This is a genomic window from Kitasatospora sp. NPDC041988, from assembly GCF_055588525.1.
Genome location: NZ_JBVJCO010000070.1, coordinates 13128 through 27882 on the forward strand (window position 1 = coordinate 13128; position 14755 = coordinate 27882).

A 14755-nucleotide genomic window follows, 5' to 3' on the forward strand; every position below is an offset into this window, starting at 1 on the left:
TTGTATCCCCGGAGTATCCGGGATGAACTCGGAGGAGGTTCTTGGGTCACCTGACTTACCTGGCGGTGAAAGCCAAAGGGGACCGTAGCATGTCAGGAAAGCGGCAGCCGATCCGAAGGTGCACGACGACGGAGCGCCGCAAGACCCGCGCAATATGGTCAAAGCTTGATTGCTTAAAGCCTAATTTCCAGGGGCACAAGTAGAAACCCATCGGAACAGCACCTGAAACCGATGCTCCCATTCTGCCTGGCTATGTGACGTTTGGCCGGTCACCTCCGGAACGGGAGACGCCTCCCAATGAGGGCGGCTAAGGAAATGAGTGGGCGACCTAAGTTGCGCTAGATACGTACAGCAAAGACGTACCGCGGGATCGCCTACGGGACGAGAGTCCTAGGGTGACGGAGTGCCCGTAGTAGTCGCAGGAGTGACGACCTGCCGGGGAGGCCGGGAAAGCCGGACCGCAGGGCGAAGGGGCACAGGTGATTACGACGTCCAGGAGAGGGAGGTATGCGTAATGCAGAGTGCTGGAACAGTACTGGACGTCATTCGAGATCGCGGCAAGCGAGGTTTGCCGCTGGAGAGGATCTACAGGCAACTGTTCAACAGGGATCTCTTCCTTGTGGCGTACGGGCGCATCTACCGGAACAACGGTGCGATGACACCTGGGGTCACAGGGGAGACGGTCGACGGAATGTCGATGGTGAAGATCGACGCGATCATCGAGAGGCTCCGCTCGGAGTCCTACCGGTGGACGCCGGTCAAGCGGGTCTACATCGAAAAGAAGGGAGATTCGAAGAAGAAGCGCCCGCTTGGCTTGCCGACGTGGTCGGACAAGCTCGTCGCCGAAGTGGTCCGCCTCTTGCTGGAGGCGTACTACGACGTCCAGTTTTCCGACCGATCCCACGGCTTTCGCACTGGTCGCGGATGCCACACGGCATTGCAGGAGGTGGTGAAAAGCTGGACCGGAACACGCTGGTTCATCGAGGGTGATATCTCTGATTGCTTCGGCAGTTTGGATCACGAGGTCATGCTCACGATCCTCAGGGAGAAGATCCGCGACGGCCGATTTGTGCAGCTTATTCGTTGCATGCTTCGTGCTGGGTATCTGGAGGACTGGCAGTGGAACGCCACACTCAGCGGCGCTCCACAGGGCGGGGTCGTCTCGCCCATGCTGTCCAACATCTACTTCGACCGGCTGGACCGGTTCGTTGAGCAGGAGCTACTGCCGGACTACAACCTAGGAAGGCAGAGGCGGCATCATCCTGAATACCATCGGCTGGATGCTCGGATGTGGCGGGCGGTGGCGCGCGGCGACAAGGACGCAGCACGAGACCTGCGTCTCAAACGGCGGTCGCTACCGAGTCTGGACCCGCACGATCCGGGATTCCGCCGACTGCGGTATGTCAGGTATGCCGACGATTGGCTACTCGGGTTTGCTGGGCCGAGGAACGAAGCCGAAGAGATCAAGTCACGGATCAGAGAGTTCCTTCATGCTGACCTGAAGCTGAGCCTCTCTGAACCAAAGACTCTCATCACGCACGCCTCCAGCCAGGCGGCGCGCTTCCTCGGCTACGAGGTCAAAGCACAGCGATGCGACACGAAACTCACCGGCCCTCGCCGTTCAGCCAACGGCATCATTGGGCTGTTCGTGCCGCAGGATTTAGTCCGGCAGCGGTGCGCGCCGTACATGCGAAACGGGAAACCCTACCAGCGCGGAGTGCTACTCCATGACAGCGACTTCTCAATCGTTGCTGGATACCAAGCTGAGTACCGGGGTCTGGTTCAGTACTACTTGCTGGCGCAGGATGTTTCACGCCTATCGCGTCTTCGCTGGGCGATGGAGACATCCATGCTCAAGACACTCGCCTCCAAGCATCGAACCTCCGCAACGCGGATGGCTCGGAAATATAAAGCGGTTGTCGCCACTCCGGACGGTCCGCGAACATGCTTCGAGGTAAGAGTCTCACGAGGCGCTGACAAGAAGCCACTGGTTGCCCGCTTCGGGGGTATCCCCTTGAAGCGGCATCGCATAGCGGAAGTCACCGACAAGGAGCCGTTGCCTATGACGCATTTCGGAAGGAATGAACTCGTCAAACGGCTCTTGGCCGACACGTGCGAGATTTGCGGGTCAGCGGAAAGGGTGGAGGTCCACCATGTCCGCAAGCTCGCAGACCTGAACAAACCTGGTCGGCCTACCCGTCCGGTGTGGGCGATGATTATGGCGTCGCGTAGGCGAAAGACCCTGGTGGTCTGCCAAGCGTGTCATAACGGAATCCACGCAGGACGGGCTTCTTCGTCCGCTCGAAGAGCGTCACTGGAGAGCGGTGTGCTGGGAAACTAGCCCGCACCGTTCGGGAAGGGGCCGTCGGAAAAGGACTCGCACCACGAGCACCTCGCCGGCGGCCTACTTCACACCGGCTGTGGTCGGCCGACGGAACCTGGGAACGGCTGCTCCAGCAGGTCCAGGTCGAAGCCGACGCGGTCGGTGGGATCGACTGGGACGTCTCGGTGGACTCGACGATCGTGCGGGCCCACCAGCATGCGGCCGGTGCCCGCGCCGGTGTGCCGCCGGCTCTGGCCTCAAAGGGGGCTGGGCCGGGGGAACACCAGGACGAGACGCCGTGGCAGAGCCTCGTCGCCCGCCTGGTGGAGGTGGTGCTGGAGGCGAGGGCCTCGGCCGCTCGCGCGGCGGGTTCACCAGCAAGGTCCACCTGACCGCGGACGGTCGGTGCCGGCCGCTGTCCCTGGTCGTCACGCCGGGACAGCGGGCGGACTGCACGCAGTTCGAGCCCGTCCTGGAGAAGATCCGCGTCCCGCGGACCGGCCCGGGCAGGCCCCGCAAGAAGCCCGACAGCGTGGCCGCCGACAAGGCCTACAGCAACGGGCCCTGCCGCGCCTACCTGCGCAGGACCTACATCGCCGTGGTCACCGTCGAGAACGGGCGCATCACCTCCTACCGCGACTACTGGAACCCCCTCGCCGTGTCCCAGCCCGGCGCCGACTTCGTGGGAGCGAACCGATGAACGCCCTCAGCGCCACCCTGGTCATCGGGGCCACCGGCACCACCGGCCGCCGTGTCGCGGCAGGACTGATCGCCGAGGGCCGCCGCGTCAAGGCCGCCGGCCGGAGCGCCACCCCCGTGGAGGGCGCCCAGGCCGTCCGCTTCGACTGGCACGAGCCCGCGACCTGGAGCGAGGCTCTCGACGGTGTCGACCGCGTCTACCTCATCCCGCCCATCGGCTCCTCGGAGCCGGCCGCGGTCATGCTGCCGTTCCTCCGCCAGGCCCGCGCGGCCGGGGTGCGCCGTGCGGTGCTGCTCAGCTCGTCGGCGATCCCGGCCGGCGGTCCGGCGGTGGGCCAGGTCCATCAGGCCCTGCTCGGCCTGTTCGACCAGTGGGCGGTGCTGCGGCCCTCCTGGTTCATGCAGAACCTCACCGGCTCCACCCCTCATGCGCGCAGCATCCGCGAGGACGGCGCCATCCTGACTGCCACGGGGGAGGGCCGCGTCGGGTTCATCGACGCCGAGGACATCGCCGCCGTCGCCGTACACGCCCTGACCGACGACCAGGCTCCCAACACCGACTTGATCCTGACCGGCCCGCAGGCGCTCAGCTACGCCGACGTCGCCGCGACCATCACCGAGGTCACAGGCAGGCCCGTCGTCCACCGGCACCTGACATTCGAGCAACTTCGCGACCGCTGGGCGGCCGAGATACCGCTGGAGTTCGCCATCATGCTGGCCGGCATGGACCGCGCCATCGCCGAGGGCGCAGAAGACCACACCTCCGACACCGTCCAGCGCCTCACCGGCCGCCCCCCGGGCACCTTCCGCACCTTCGTTGAACGGGAGGTGTCGTAGGGCAGTTGCGAACGACTGGCCGGATGACGTGACTGACCTGCTCACGCAACGCAGGCCGGGCGACTGCCGCCGCCTCCAGGCGCGGGAAGCACGGCCTGGTGCGAGCTGCCAGTCGTGCGAACCTCCCCGCATATCATTCCCGGGGGCCGTGACTGGCCGAAGACCAAGGAGGAACCGTGGTCCAGCGGACAGAGCACGCAGACGCCCTGCGCAACCGAGAGGCCGTCCTGGCTGCCGCCGACGCCCTCTTCGCCGCCAGCAGCAGCCCCCACGGCGTCTCGATGGACGACATCGCGGCGGCCGCGGGTGTGGGCAAGGGCACCCTCTTCCGCCGCTTCGGTGACCGCGCCGGCCTGATCGGCGCCGTGATCGCCTCCCGCCTCGAACCCCTGCGGCAAGCCGTGCGGGAAGCACAGGACGCGGCCGCGTCCTCACCGCGGCAGCGGGTGGTGGACCTCCTCGACGCCGCACTGCGCTTCAAGATCGAGAACCGCAACCTGATGTCGGCGGCAGAGGACGCGGGGCTCAGCAGCCCCTACCAGGCCGCGCACTACGCCTGGTGGCACGAGACGCTTCGAGCGGCACTGGATCAGGTGTCCGGCGTCCGTGCCGCGGACTTCACGGCCCACGCCCTGCTGGCCGCCATCCGCGCCGACCTCGTCGCGCATCTGATCGACGATCAGAAGATGACGCCCGAAGCCCTGCGCTCCTCACTCGCGGCCCACATCGACAACGTCCTCGGCAGCAGCTCCGATCCGCCCGGCACGCGCACGGAGGCATGAGAGACCGATCCCAGTCCACGGGAGCGTCCGGCGGCGCACGGACCGCCGGGCACGCCCTCCCCGCACAGATGTCGCCGAACCCTGCGGCCCAGGCGGGCGCCTGGCCACGGCCCGAAGACCTCGCCGACAGGGTGCCGGCGGCGAGGTCTTCGGGGGATTCGTCCATGTCGAAGCCACCGGACGTTGAGGGCGGGGCGGGCGGGGGCTCAGAGCTGGGTGTCGCCGTGGTCGCCGAAGTCGGGAATGTCGGCGGACAGCAGGTGCTCGGCGCCACCTTCGAGGATCCTGGCCGTCTCGGTGGAGCGGGGGAGCATGGTCTTCTCGTAGGTGCGGATGGCGTCGTCGACGGTGGCGGAGTCGGCGAGGGCGATGGCGAGTTCGCCGGCGTCGAGCATGGCGAGGTTGACGCCGACGCCGAGCGGGGGCATGAGGTGGGCGGCGTCGCCGAGCAGGGTCACCGTCGGGTTGTGCTCCCAGGTGTGCGGGACGGGGAGGGCGAAGATCGGGCGGTCGACGTAGGGGCCGTCGTTGTCGGTGATCATCCGGCGCATGCGGGGTGACCAGTGTTTGTACTCGTCGAGGAGCTGGGCGCGGACGGCATCGGTGTCGTCGGCGGTCAGGCCGCTCTGGCTGATCCAGTCGACCGGGACCCGCTGGATGATGTAGACGCGGATGTGGTCTCCGCTGTTGCGCTGGGCGAACAGGCCGCGGTTGCCGTCGGCGGCATGGGCGCCGCCCTGGCCGACCAGTTCGGCGATCTCGGGGTGGCGGTTCTCGACGTCGGAGAACCGGGCCTCCAGGAAGCTCACCCCGGTGTACTGGGGGACGGCGGGGGACAGGGCCGGGCGTACCCGGGAGAAGGCGCCGTCGGCGCCGATGACCAGATCGGTCTCGATGGTCGTGCCGTCGGCGAAGTGCAGCCGCCGAGGCCCGTCGGCGGGCCCGCTGATCGTGTCGAGGGCTTGTCCCCAACGCACGGTTCCCGGTTGCAGGGAGTCGAGCAGCAGGTCGCGCAGCTGGCCGCGGTCGATTTCCGGCTTGAAGAACTCGTCGGCCTCCGGGACCTTGTGCGACGTCATCGTGCCGACCGGGTCCAGCTGGCGCATTTCCTGCCCTTCGGGGCGGGCCAGCTCGAAGAACTCGTCGAGCAGGCCGGCTTCGCGCAGGGCGATCTGGCCGTTGTCGGCGTGCAGGTCCAGGGTGCCGCCCTGGTTGCGGGCGTCGGGGCCGGGGTCGCGGTCGTGGACGGTGACCGCGATGCCACGCCGCTGAAGGATGCGGGCGCAGGTCAGTCCGCCCGGTCCGGCGCCGATGATGCTGATCCTGGCGCGGGTAGGAGCTACGGAATTCATGGGTTCCCTTCGTGGATGCCGGATCACAGCGGCAGCCCTGCAGCGCGGGCCGGTCGGGCATCGCCAAGTATTTTGTAACAGCTCCAAAAATGCAACCGTTCCAACTTTGCTCAGTACCGGGTAGGGTCGAGGCATGGCAGAGACGATCGACCATGAAGGAACAGGCGGGCGGCGCGAACGCAAGAAGGCCGCCACCCGCCAGGCGATCGCCGACACGGCTCTGCGGCTGTTCCTGGAACGCGGCTACGAGCAGGTGGGCGTTCGCGAGATCGCCGACGGCGCCGACGTGTCGGTGTCGACCCTGTTCAACTACTTCCCCCAGGGCAAAGAAGCCCTGGTCTTCGACGAGGACGCCCGCAACGAGGCCGCCCTGGTCCGCGCGGTCACCGACCGGCCGCCGGGCCAGACGATCCCCCACGCTCTGCGCGCCCACCTCACCGGCTTCGTCGACTCGGCCCACACCCGAGACCCCCGCTTCGCCGACTTCCAGCGGCTCATCCACGAGACCCCGGCCCTGCGCGAGTACTCCCGCGCGATGTGGCTGCGCCACGAACACGCCCTGGCCCGTGCTCTCGCCGACCAGGCCGGCCGGCCGCACGGCGACCTCATCTGCGCCGCCTACGCCCGGTTCACCCTGGAGATCCTCGCGTTCGCCGGCGCCCACCCCGATCCCGCCGCCGCCGTCGACCAGGCCTGTCTCCTGCTCGACCAGGGCTGGACGGGCACGGTCGCCCAACATGACCCCGAATCCGGCAGACCGGCCAGCGCCCCATCCCCCATCGCATAGAGCCGCGAACGGCCGCACGCCGATTTCGAGGACGACCTACGGGCGTCTCACACTCAGCCCCAGCCGGATCGGCGACATCGCCCGCGCAGTCCTGTCCTCAACAGCCACGACCACAGCCGTGCGCGCCTGCCGGCCGCACCTGCTCGAGCTTGTCGGTGTCGGCCCAGAGGGTGCTGCTGTCCTCCTCATCGCTGCTGGCGACAACCCCGACCGGCTCACCGGCGAGGCGGCCTTCGCCGCCCTGTGCGGAGTCAGTCCGGTCGAGCAGTCCTCCGGCAAGACCCAGCGTCGGCGTCTGAACCGAGGTGGCAACCGACAGGCCAACGCCGCCTTCTACCGGATCGTGATGACCCGAATCTGCTGGGATGACCGAACCCAGGCTTACCCGCAGCGACGCACCGCCCAAGGCCTCTCGAATCGCCCGCGAGCTCTACCGGCATTCAGTCGACAACAGCGCTCGCCAGGCTCACATCCGGAGCGTGACACAACACAGGGCCTTCGACACCACGCACAAGTCTCCGACGATTCAACGCCGGCTGGCCCCCATTCCCGGTTCCATTTCCTGGCAGAGGACACCGGGTCGGCGCCTCTGCGAGCGGACCTCTTTTTCTCAGCTCAGCTGCTCGGCCAGCCCGAGGATGATTCCGCTCGGTCCGCGGAGATAGCAGAGCAGGTAGCTGTCCTCGTAGCGCGTCACTTCGCCAACGAGTTCGGCGCCGTGCGGCCCGAGGCGGGCGAGGGTGTCCTCGATGTCGTCGACGGCGAACATGACGCGGTGCAGGCCCAGCGTGTTCGCCGGGGTGATCTCCGGCTTGGGGGTGATCGCCTTCGGGCTGTGGTACTTCGCCAGTTCGAGCCGGCCCGGGGCGTCGGGGATCCGCATCATCGCAATCTCACATCGCATGTCGTCGAGCCCCACGACTCTTCCCGCCCAGCTTCCTTCGATCGGCATCCTGCCTTCCAGCTCCATGCCGAGCTCGGTGAAGAAAGCGACGGCGGCGTCGAGGTCGTCGACGACGATGCCGACGTTGTCCAGGCGCTGAATCGTCATGTCCCCGAGGATAGGGGCCGCGTCCGACGCCGTCGGCTCAACCAGCCGTCTCGCCGGTCACCACTCCTTCTGACATCGCGGGCGGACTCGAGGACGGCGGCGAGCCCGGTGTCTTCCAGCACACGTGCGAGGGCGGAACCGGCAGTTGCCACCACCGCGCGGCCGTGGCCGGCACATCGGTCACGGCCGCGCCCGTTGAAGGGTGCCCGCGCCGACGGTGGTCCTTGCGGGCGACTTCGCCGGTGGAGCCCGGCTCCACCAGCCGGCCCCCGTGCCGTGGCGGACGCCCGGGCCCAGGTGGCCCCAGGGTGAGGAGCGCCTGTTCAGTCGATGACGGCGGTGGCTTCGACCTCGACCAGGTGCTCGGGTACGTCCAGTGTCGCGACACCCAGCAGCGTGGCCGGCGGGACCGGCGTGACCCCCAGTTTCGCGGCCGCCCGGGTGACGCCTTCCAGCAGCAGGGGCATCTTGTCGGGGGTCCAGTCGACGACGTAGACGGCCAGTTTCGCCACGTCGTCGAAGGAACCACCGACCTCGGCCAGGGCGGTGCCGATGTTCAGGTAGCACTGCTCGACCTGAGCGGCGAGGTCACCTTCGCCGACCGTGGCCTGATCGGCATCCCAGGCGACCTGCCCGGCCACGAGGACCAGCTTCGAACCGGTTGCGATCGAGACCTGCCGGTAGGCGTCGATTTTGGGCAGTCCGTCGGGGTTTACCAGGGTGATGGCCAGGTGGGCTCTACCCCCGAACAGTGGACACTTCTGAGAAGCGGATCTTGGGGTCCGTGGAGAGGATGTCCTCATGGGTACTGCGGGGACTCGGGGGAGTTCAGATGGGACGCGGTCGCGCTGGTGGAGTCCAGCGGGCGGCGTATCCCGTCGGTGGCGCGCGAGCTGGGCGTCAACCCGGAGTCGCTGCGCCAGTGGGTCCAGCGCTCCCGGGCGGCTGCCGGCGCGTCTGGTGCGGGCGGTGAGGGTCCGATGACGGCGGCGGAGCGCGAGGAGCTGCGTCGGCTGCGTAAGCAGGTGCGTGAGCTGGAGCTGGAGAAGGAGATCCTGCGAAAGGCGACCGCGTATTCTGCCTCGCGCCCCCGGGAGCGGTCAGCCGTTGAGCCAGTCCTGGTAATGGGTCGGTGCCAGGCGGGCGCCGGGGCCCGGGGTGAGGACGTCTCCGTGGACGGCGGCGAACAGGCCGGCCTGGTCGTCGACGACGACGGGGCGCCGGTCGCCCCGCGCGGCCAGCGTCATGCGGCCGATCTCGTCGAGCGTGAACGTGTCGGGGCCCGCGATCTCGAGAATCCCGCCGAGCGGCGTGCCGGTGGCCACGTCTGCGAGGACATCGACGATGTCGCGGCTGGCGATCGGCTGAAGCAACGTCGTGGGCAGTCGCACCGCCGTCTCGTCCGAGGTCCACGACATGGTCGGCTCCATGAACTCGAAGAACTGCGTGGCGCGCACGATCGAGTAGGGCGTCGGACCGCCGCGCAGCAACTCCTCCTGGAGCGCCTTGCCGCGGTAGTAGTCCAGTTCGGCGACCTGGTCCACGCCGACGATGGACAGAACCACCTGGTGGCGTACGCCGGCCCGCTCGCCTGCGGCGAGGAGGTTGCCCACCGTGGTCCGGAAGAACTCGATCGACTGCTCGTCGAACGTGGGGGAGTTGGTCACGTTCACGACTGCCTCCGCGCCGGCGAGCGCCGTGTCGAGTCCGGCCCCGGTGAGCAGATCGACGCCGGACGACAGCGACGCGGCGGTCACCTCGTGGCCTCGTGCGGTCAGCTCGGTGGCGAGCTGCGAGCCGATGAGTCCGGTGCCGATGACGGTGATCTTCATGGTGCGCCTTCCTTCGTGAGTCGAGCCCCCGCAAACTCGGACATCTGATATCCGAGATAATACTCGGATATCCTATGTCCGAGTCAAGTGGAGGTGGCATGAAACTGTCCGGTGGCGTGGAGTGGGCATTGCACTGCTGCGTGGTGCTGACCGCGGCCGGCGATCCGGTGCCGGCGGCTCGGCTGGCTTCGCTGCACGACGTGTCGCCGAGCTATCTGGCCAAGCAGATGCAGGCGCTGTCCCGCGCGGGCCTGGTGCACTCGATCCAGGGCAAGACCGGCGGCTACGTCCTCACCAGGAAGCCCGAGGAGGTCAGTCTGCTGGACGTGGTGCAGGCCGTCGACGGGGCGAGTCCCGCGTTCGTCTGCACCGAGATACGTCAGCGCGGACCGCTGGGGACGCCGCCGGAGCAGTGTACGAAGCGATGCCCCATCGCCCGGGCGATGGGAGCCGCCGACGCGGCGTGGCGCGCGTCGCTGGCCAGCGTCACGATCGCCGACCTCGCCGCATCGGTGGAGGGCGACAGTGGCCCCGAGGCCCTGCCGAGGATCGGCGCCTGGCTGAACGCGGACCCGGACGACCGGCCTCACTGATCGTTTTCAGCATGAGTCGAGCCGCACGTCCTGCACTCAGTGGATGGCGGCGTCGGATCGGCGCTGTATGAGACTCATGGAGAAGGCGAGCAGGGAGTGGTCCTCGGCGATGCGGGAGTGCGGCTGCGGGCCCGACGGGTGGTCCCGGCTGTCTGCCGCGACCTTGTGATGATCACTCTAGTGCGGCAGTAGACCACCAAAATGGTGCATTGTCAGGCCAAAATGGTGGGTCAATTGGCGTTCGGGGAGATCGCATTCTTCGCCCGCTCGCCCGACTGGCTCCTCGGGGCCGGACCTCTCGGGTTCCCGGTGGCCGGCGCCTGGTTGAGGGCGACGAACGGGCGCATCCGACGTACGTGGCGGTCGCCGGCCCCTGGTGTGACCGGCGCTGCGTCGCTTTCGGTCGTCGACTGGTCGGCCGACGGCGAGAGCCAGGCCCGGACGTGTGCCCGGCCGCGGTGCCACCCGGGTACCGAAGGCCCTCACCGGCCGCCTCAGCCGCAAGTGCCGGCGTCTCCAGGCGAGCTTGGGGTTCGGGGAAGAGGTCGATCGGTTCGGTGGGCACGGGTTGTTGGCCGGGGCCGGGCCGGGGCCTGCGCTCCGCTGGGCGGGCGCCTGGGCCGGGTGGCTGGCTCGCCTCCGTCAGCACTGTCGTCCGTCCGGTATCGGGTGGTAGGCCGAGCGTCCCGTAGAGGGCCGTCAGGTGCTCGCGGGTGGTCCGGGCGTGCCGGGCGGCCTGGGCGAGTTGCTCGCCGTCCATCGACTCCCAACCGGGGGGTAACACCAGCGATCTAACCGGCCGACCGCCTCGCCTCGGCCGAGGCGAGGCGGTCGGGTTGCGGGGCACGACCCTGCCGTCGGGGCCGGAAATCGGCGGGCCACCCGCGCTGCACCACGAGGTGTGGTTCGGCATGATCGACCCGCCGCGTGACTTCAGCGTCTGGGACACGGCCGACCATCCGGGGTCAGCAAAAGGTCAGCAAGTCACCCGGGAGTCGTCAACCATGGCCACCACCAACCTCGTCCGCGGCATGGGCAGCTTCTTCAAGGAGTGCGGGCACCCCGAGAGCCGATGGCCGAGGTGCCCGCACGAGTACAAGATCAGGTACCGCAACGCCGCCGGGAAGCAGACCGAGGAGTCCGGTTTCGCCACCCAGGAGAAGGCCAAAGCCCGGCTCGCCGAGGTCTGCCAGGCGCGGAAGAACAACCCGCAGAGCCGGCGCAAGGCGGAGCGCATCCAGAAGTACGGCTCAATGCGGTTCGAGCCGCACGTGACCCAGTGGAGGGCCGGCCAGCGGGACCTCAGCGCCGGCTCACTGCGCCCCCTCGACTCTCGGCTGGAGCACCATCTCTATCCGGCGTTCCGGAGCCGCCGGATGGGTACCTTCGACCACAAGGTCGTCGAGGCGTTCATCCAGACCATGGAGCGGAACGGCGTGGCCCTGGCGACCCAGGCCAACGTCTTCGACAAGCTGAAGTCCATCCTCCTGGACGCACACCGACTGGGGCTCTACGACGAGAACCCGCTGGAGGGGTCAAGCCCCCGCAGTACAACCCCAAGCGCGCCGTCATCCCCTCTCCGGCGCAACTCCGTGACGTCCGGGGCGCTGGTGACGATGTGTTCCGTCTTGCGGCCGACCTGATGAGCGGCTGCGGCATGCGCAACGGCGAGGTGCTGGCGGTCAACATCAACAACATCGTCGCCGACGACGTGTACCGGATCACCGAGCAGGTCAACCAGACCACGAAGGACTTCGGACCCCTGAAGCACCGCAAGGTCGGCGACTACCGCGACGTTCCCCTCTCCGCTCACGTCAAGCACTCCATCGAGTGGTACGCGGACAAGTACGGCACGGTGGGCGGCTACCTGCTTCGTCATCCGCAGGATCTGGGCAAGCCGATGGCGCACTACTACCTGGAGTACCGGTGGCGGCGGATCAAGAAGGCCGGGATCGTCGGGATCCCCGATGGCATGGTCCTTTACGGCCTCCGCCACTTCTTCGCGTCCAACTGCCTCGCTCACAACCTCCCGATCACGGACGTCGCGGAGTGGATGGGCCACCGCAGCCTCGACATCACGTTCAAGATCTACCGTCACCTCATGCCTGGCTCCATCGGCCGGGCCGCCCAGATCCTCGACCTTGGTGTCAATTCCTGAAGGACAGCGAAGGTCTCCGCACACCCCTGGCAGAGCCTCCCTGCGGCTCCGCCAGGGCGCGCGGACAACCCTGTTCATCGGCCCCGGGTTCGAGCGGCCGCCGTTTCATCCCGAGCGGGTAGTCGATGTGCAGAGCGCCGCCGGCGGTCTTGTGGTTGAAGTTCCAGCTCGACTGCGGTGGGTCGCGCCCGCAGTGAGCCTTCTCGCCAGATCACACCAGCAGGAGACCGCCACACCGTTCCGCGCCGTCCTTCATCGCGATCAGGTTGGCCTGCACGTAGGAGATGTTGTTCCTGGAGTGCCAATCGGTCGGGTAGTAGGTGACCAGCCGTGAGCTCTGGAACCGGGCCTGGATCTCCGGCACGAAGGCGCGGTACTGGTTGTCGGTGTAGTACCAGAACGAGTTCTCGTTGTAGTAGGCGACATGTGTCGGGTCCTGGTACGCGCCCCGGCCGTCCGAGCTGGGCGTCAGGCTGAGGAGCATGCCGCCCGGTGCCAGCAGGCGGTACAGCTCGTTGATCAGTGGGACCTTCGCAGGCACGTGCTCCAGGAAGTCCACCGCGCGGAGCAGGCCGACCGAGTCGTCCGGGAGGTCCAGTTTCCCGGGCAGGGTCGCGACGATGTCGACGCCTTCCCCGGGGTACTGGTCCACTCCCAGGTAACCGGGCGGCTTGCGATGGGCGGCGCCGAGGTCGAGCGCGAGCAGTCCGCGCCGCTTGGTCCAGGCGAGCGCGTTGGCCTCGACGTACTTGTCGTACAGGGCGACGGTCTCGCGCTGGATGTGCGCGTTGATCTCCGTGTCGCGCTGGGTGTTGTCGGCATGCATCCGCTGGAGGTAGAGGCAGCGGGGGATCCGGTGGAAGTCGCCCGCCTGGAACAGACGGCACATCAGGTCCTGGTCGTCCAGCACCACGCGCGTGGCGTCGTACCCGCCGACCTGGTGGTAGACGTCCCTGCGGAACGCGCGCACATGGTTGGGGGCGTACCAGATGTACGAGACATTGTGCGGCGTCGGTGCCATGGAGACGGCCTGCAGAAGCCGTCGGCCGTCGACGTCCACCTCCTCGTACTGCCAGCCGTTCACCTCGTTGAACCGCGTGTCGTCCCGGCCTCCGTCCTCGGTGACCTGAGCGGTGTGGCTGTAGACGAAGACGACGCCGGGGTTCTCGTCGAAGGCCCGCGCCAGTTCCGCCAGGCAGTCCTTCGTCAGCAGGTCGTCATGGTCGAGCTCCACGAGGACTTCTCCTCGAGCCAGTTCGCAAGCGCGCCGCTTGGCCGCGCCAACCCCCCGGATGTCGTCCGCGATCTCCACCCGGACACGGTCGTCGGGGTGTTCCGGCCGCCATCGCGCGCCGCTGTTGAGGAGCACGATCCACTCCCAGTCGGAGTGCGTCTGCGCCTGCAGGGTGGCGAGGCAGTCGTCCAGGAAGCGCGGCCGGTGGCTGGGGGTGAACACGGAGAACTTCGGCGTGCAGGGAGAAGTCATCTGCTGGTACCTGCCTGAGGGACTGTCGGTTGCGGTGTCGGTGCTGCGCTCGCGGCATCTCGGAAGCGTTCCGGCACGAGCGGTTGGAGCGACGGGTCGGCGTGGACGGCGCGCCCGAAGGCGTCCTTGGCCTCGCTGTCGCTGCCCTTCTTCGCCAGGGCCTGCCCAAGGTGCAGGTAGGCCGTGGACGCCTTCGGGTCGGCACTCACGATGTGCTGCAGGATCGCGATCGCCTGGTCGGTGTCGTTCGATCCGAGCAGGAGCGCCTTGTTGTAGAGGGCCGACTCGAAATCCGGATCGATCTTCAGAGAATTGTCGTAATCCGAGAGGGCCTCGGCCGTCCTGTTGTCGTCCTGGGCGATGACGCCGAGGTTGTACCAGGCGAGTTTGTTGGCAGGATCCAGCTTCAGAACCTGCCTGAAGCTTTTCGTCGCCCCAAGGAAATCGTGGCTTTCCCCTTGCCTGATACCTGCTTGAAGCACCGCCCCCGCCTCGGAGGCGTTTGCGGCCGTGGACACCGTGGACACCGTGGGCGCCGGCGCGGGTCTGGCCGTGGGGTGCTCTCTGGACAGCTCGACCCAACCGGCCGCCATATTGGCGACTACGACCGTCACGGCGAGGCCCGTCCACAACCGCACTCGTTTCTTCACTGCGCTTACCTCTTGGATCTGGTGAGAGCGAAGGAGACGGCCACCAACAGGAGGCGAGAACGTAGAGCCAACCGGACGCTATCGCTCAAGGAGCGGGCTCTGTGGCACCGGCGCGGGGGGGGGGGGGGGGGGGGGGGGGGGGGGGGGGGGGGGGGGGGGGGGGGGGGGGGGGGGGGGGGAGAGGAAAGGACAGAAGCATCACAAC

At 67.8% G+C, this 14755-nt stretch carries 14 protein-coding genes and 2 pseudogenes; 10 read left to right on the plus strand and 6 right to left on the minus strand.

The window, feature by feature from the left end:
• Nucleotides 1-514: 514 nt before the first annotated feature.
• The 4 genes from ACZ6NC_RS39675 (at nt 515) to ACZ6NC_RS39690 (ending at nt 4641) form a co-directional block, all read left to right on the plus strand.
• A complete protein-coding gene (locus ACZ6NC_RS39675) occupies nt 515-2341 on the plus strand; it encodes a reverse transcriptase/maturase family protein (protein ID WP_465738754.1) in 1827 nt (608 codons plus the stop codon).
• 280 nt (nt 2342-2621) lie between these two features.
• On the plus strand, nt 2622-3023 hold the full coding sequence (locus tag ACZ6NC_RS39680) for a transposase (protein ID WP_465738755.1): 402 nt from the start codon (nt 2622-2624) through the stop codon (nt 3021-3023).
• Nucleotides 3020-3859: an NmrA family NAD(P)-binding protein gene (locus ACZ6NC_RS39685; protein WP_465738756.1), complete on the plus strand. Its 840-nt coding sequence runs from the start codon at nt 3020-3022 to the stop codon at nt 3857-3859. Before ACZ6NC_RS39680 ends, ACZ6NC_RS39685 begins: the two co-directional genes overlap by 4 nt.
• Nucleotides 3860-4035: 176 nt before the next feature.
• Complete coding sequence (locus ACZ6NC_RS39690; protein ID WP_465738757.1) at nt 4036-4641, plus strand: TetR/AcrR family transcriptional regulator; 606 nt, start codon at nt 4036-4038, stop codon at nt 4639-4641.
• 206 nt (nt 4642-4847) lie between these two features.
• On the opposite strand, the gene ACZ6NC_RS39695 is transcribed toward ACZ6NC_RS39690, so the two are convergent.
• A complete protein-coding gene (locus ACZ6NC_RS39695) occupies nt 4848-5993 on the minus strand; it encodes an FAD-dependent oxidoreductase (protein ID WP_465738758.1) in 1146 nt (381 codons plus the stop codon).
• A gap of 133 nt (nt 5994-6126) precedes the next feature.
• Between ACZ6NC_RS39695 and ACZ6NC_RS39700 the strand changes: the two genes are divergently transcribed.
• Together ACZ6NC_RS39700 and ACZ6NC_RS39705 are read left to right on the plus strand one after the other, a co-directional pair.
• The gene (locus ACZ6NC_RS39700; RefSeq protein WP_465738759.1) at nt 6127-6780 is read left to right on the plus strand and encodes a TetR/AcrR family transcriptional regulator; all 654 of its coding nucleotides are present in this window, start codon (nt 6127-6129) and stop codon (nt 6778-6780) included.
• Nucleotides 6731-7105, plus strand: a pseudogene (locus ACZ6NC_RS39705) (transposase); the annotation flags it as partial. The gene ACZ6NC_RS39700 and the pseudogene ACZ6NC_RS39705, both read left to right, overlap by 50 nt.
• Nucleotides 7106-7390: 285 nt before the next feature.
• On the opposite strand, the gene ACZ6NC_RS39710 reads toward ACZ6NC_RS39705, so the two are convergent.
• Together ACZ6NC_RS39710 and ACZ6NC_RS39715 are read right to left on the minus strand one after the other, a co-directional pair.
• Entirely contained in the window at nt 7391-7831 is a 441-nt protein-coding gene (locus tag ACZ6NC_RS39710; protein WP_465578785.1) for a VOC family protein, read from the minus strand.
• A 323-nt stretch (nt 7832-8154) separates the two neighbouring features.
• Nucleotides 8155-8562 (minus strand): RidA family protein, encoded by a 408-nt coding sequence (locus tag ACZ6NC_RS39715; protein ID WP_465738768.1) that lies wholly within the window; start codon nt 8560-8562, stop codon nt 8155-8157.
• On the opposite strand from ACZ6NC_RS39715, the pseudogene ACZ6NC_RS39720 reads away from it, so the two are divergent.
• A pseudogene (locus tag ACZ6NC_RS39720) lies at nt 8563-8847 on the plus strand (transposase); the annotation flags it as partial. It lies immediately after the preceding gene.
• A gap of 84 nt (nt 8848-8931) precedes the next feature.
• Here ACZ6NC_RS39720 and ACZ6NC_RS39725 read toward each other — a convergent pair.
• Nucleotides 8932-9663 carry an SDR family oxidoreductase gene (locus tag ACZ6NC_RS39725; RefSeq protein WP_465738760.1) on the minus strand — a complete coding sequence of 244 codons (732 nt, stop codon included), beginning with the start codon at nt 9661-9663 and terminating at the stop codon, nt 8932-8934.
• A 98-nt stretch (nt 9664-9761) separates the two neighbouring features.
• Between ACZ6NC_RS39725 and ACZ6NC_RS39730 the strand changes: the two genes are divergently transcribed.
• The 3 genes from ACZ6NC_RS39730 (at nt 9762) to ACZ6NC_RS39740 (ending at nt 12414) form a co-directional block, all read left to right on the plus strand.
• Complete coding sequence (locus ACZ6NC_RS39730) at nt 9762-10256, plus strand: RrF2 family transcriptional regulator (protein ID WP_465738761.1); 495 nt, start codon at nt 9762-9764, stop codon at nt 10254-10256.
• Nucleotides 10257-11260: 1004 nt separating this feature from the next.
• Nucleotides 11261-11899, plus strand: coding sequence for a hypothetical protein (locus tag ACZ6NC_RS39735; protein WP_465738762.1), 639 nt, complete (start codon nt 11261-11263; stop codon nt 11897-11899).
• The gene (locus ACZ6NC_RS39740; protein WP_465738763.1) at nt 11875-12414 is read left to right on the plus strand and encodes a tyrosine-type recombinase/integrase; all 540 of its coding nucleotides are present in this window, start codon (nt 11875-11877) and stop codon (nt 12412-12414) included. The genes ACZ6NC_RS39735 and ACZ6NC_RS39740 overlap by 25 nt, the downstream gene beginning before the upstream one ends.
• A 211-nt stretch (nt 12415-12625) precedes the next feature.
• On the opposite strand, the gene ACZ6NC_RS39745 is transcribed toward ACZ6NC_RS39740, so the two are convergent.
• Both ACZ6NC_RS39745 and ACZ6NC_RS39750 read right to left on the minus strand, forming a co-directional pair.
• A complete protein-coding gene (locus tag ACZ6NC_RS39745; RefSeq protein WP_465738764.1) occupies nt 12626-13900 on the minus strand; it encodes a glycosyltransferase in 1275 nt (424 codons plus the stop codon).
• Nucleotides 13897-14550, minus strand: coding sequence for a tetratricopeptide repeat protein (locus ACZ6NC_RS39750; protein ID WP_465738765.1), 654 nt, complete (start codon nt 14548-14550; stop codon nt 13897-13899). Before ACZ6NC_RS39750 ends, ACZ6NC_RS39745 begins: the two co-directional genes overlap by 4 nt.
• Nucleotides 14551-14755 lie beyond the last annotated feature (205 nt).

Excerpts from the sequence above, each read along its gene's own strand:
- ACZ6NC_RS39675 (WP_465738754.1), top strand. The coding sequence starts at position 515 with ATGCAGAGTGCTGGAACAGTACTGGACGTCATTCGAGATCGCGGCAAG.
- ACZ6NC_RS39685 (WP_465738756.1), top strand. The coding sequence starts at position 3,020 with ATGAACGCCCTCAGCGCCACCCTGGTCATCGGGGCCACCGGCACCACC.
- ACZ6NC_RS39695 (WP_465738758.1), bottom strand. The coding sequence starts at position 5,993 with ATGAATTCCGTAGCTCCTACCCGCGCCAGGATCAGCATCATCGGCGCC.
- ACZ6NC_RS39700 (WP_465738759.1), top strand. The coding sequence starts at position 6,127 with ATGGCAGAGACGATCGACCATGAAGGAACAGGCGGGCGGCGCGAACGC.
- ACZ6NC_RS39710 (WP_465578785.1), bottom strand. The coding sequence starts at position 7,831 with ATGACGATTCAGCGCCTGGACAACGTCGGCATCGTCGTCGACGACCTC.
- ACZ6NC_RS39725 (WP_465738760.1), bottom strand. The coding sequence starts at position 9,663 with ATGAAGATCACCGTCATCGGCACCGGACTCATCGGCTCGCAGCTCGCC.
- ACZ6NC_RS39730 (WP_465738761.1), top strand. The coding sequence starts at position 9,762 with ATGAAACTGTCCGGTGGCGTGGAGTGGGCATTGCACTGCTGCGTGGTG.
- ACZ6NC_RS39735 (WP_465738762.1), top strand. The coding sequence starts at position 11,261 with ATGGCCACCACCAACCTCGTCCGCGGCATGGGCAGCTTCTTCAAGGAG.
- ACZ6NC_RS39745 (WP_465738764.1), bottom strand. The coding sequence starts at position 13,900 with ATGACTTCTCCCTGCACGCCGAAGTTCTCCGTGTTCACCCCCAGCCAC.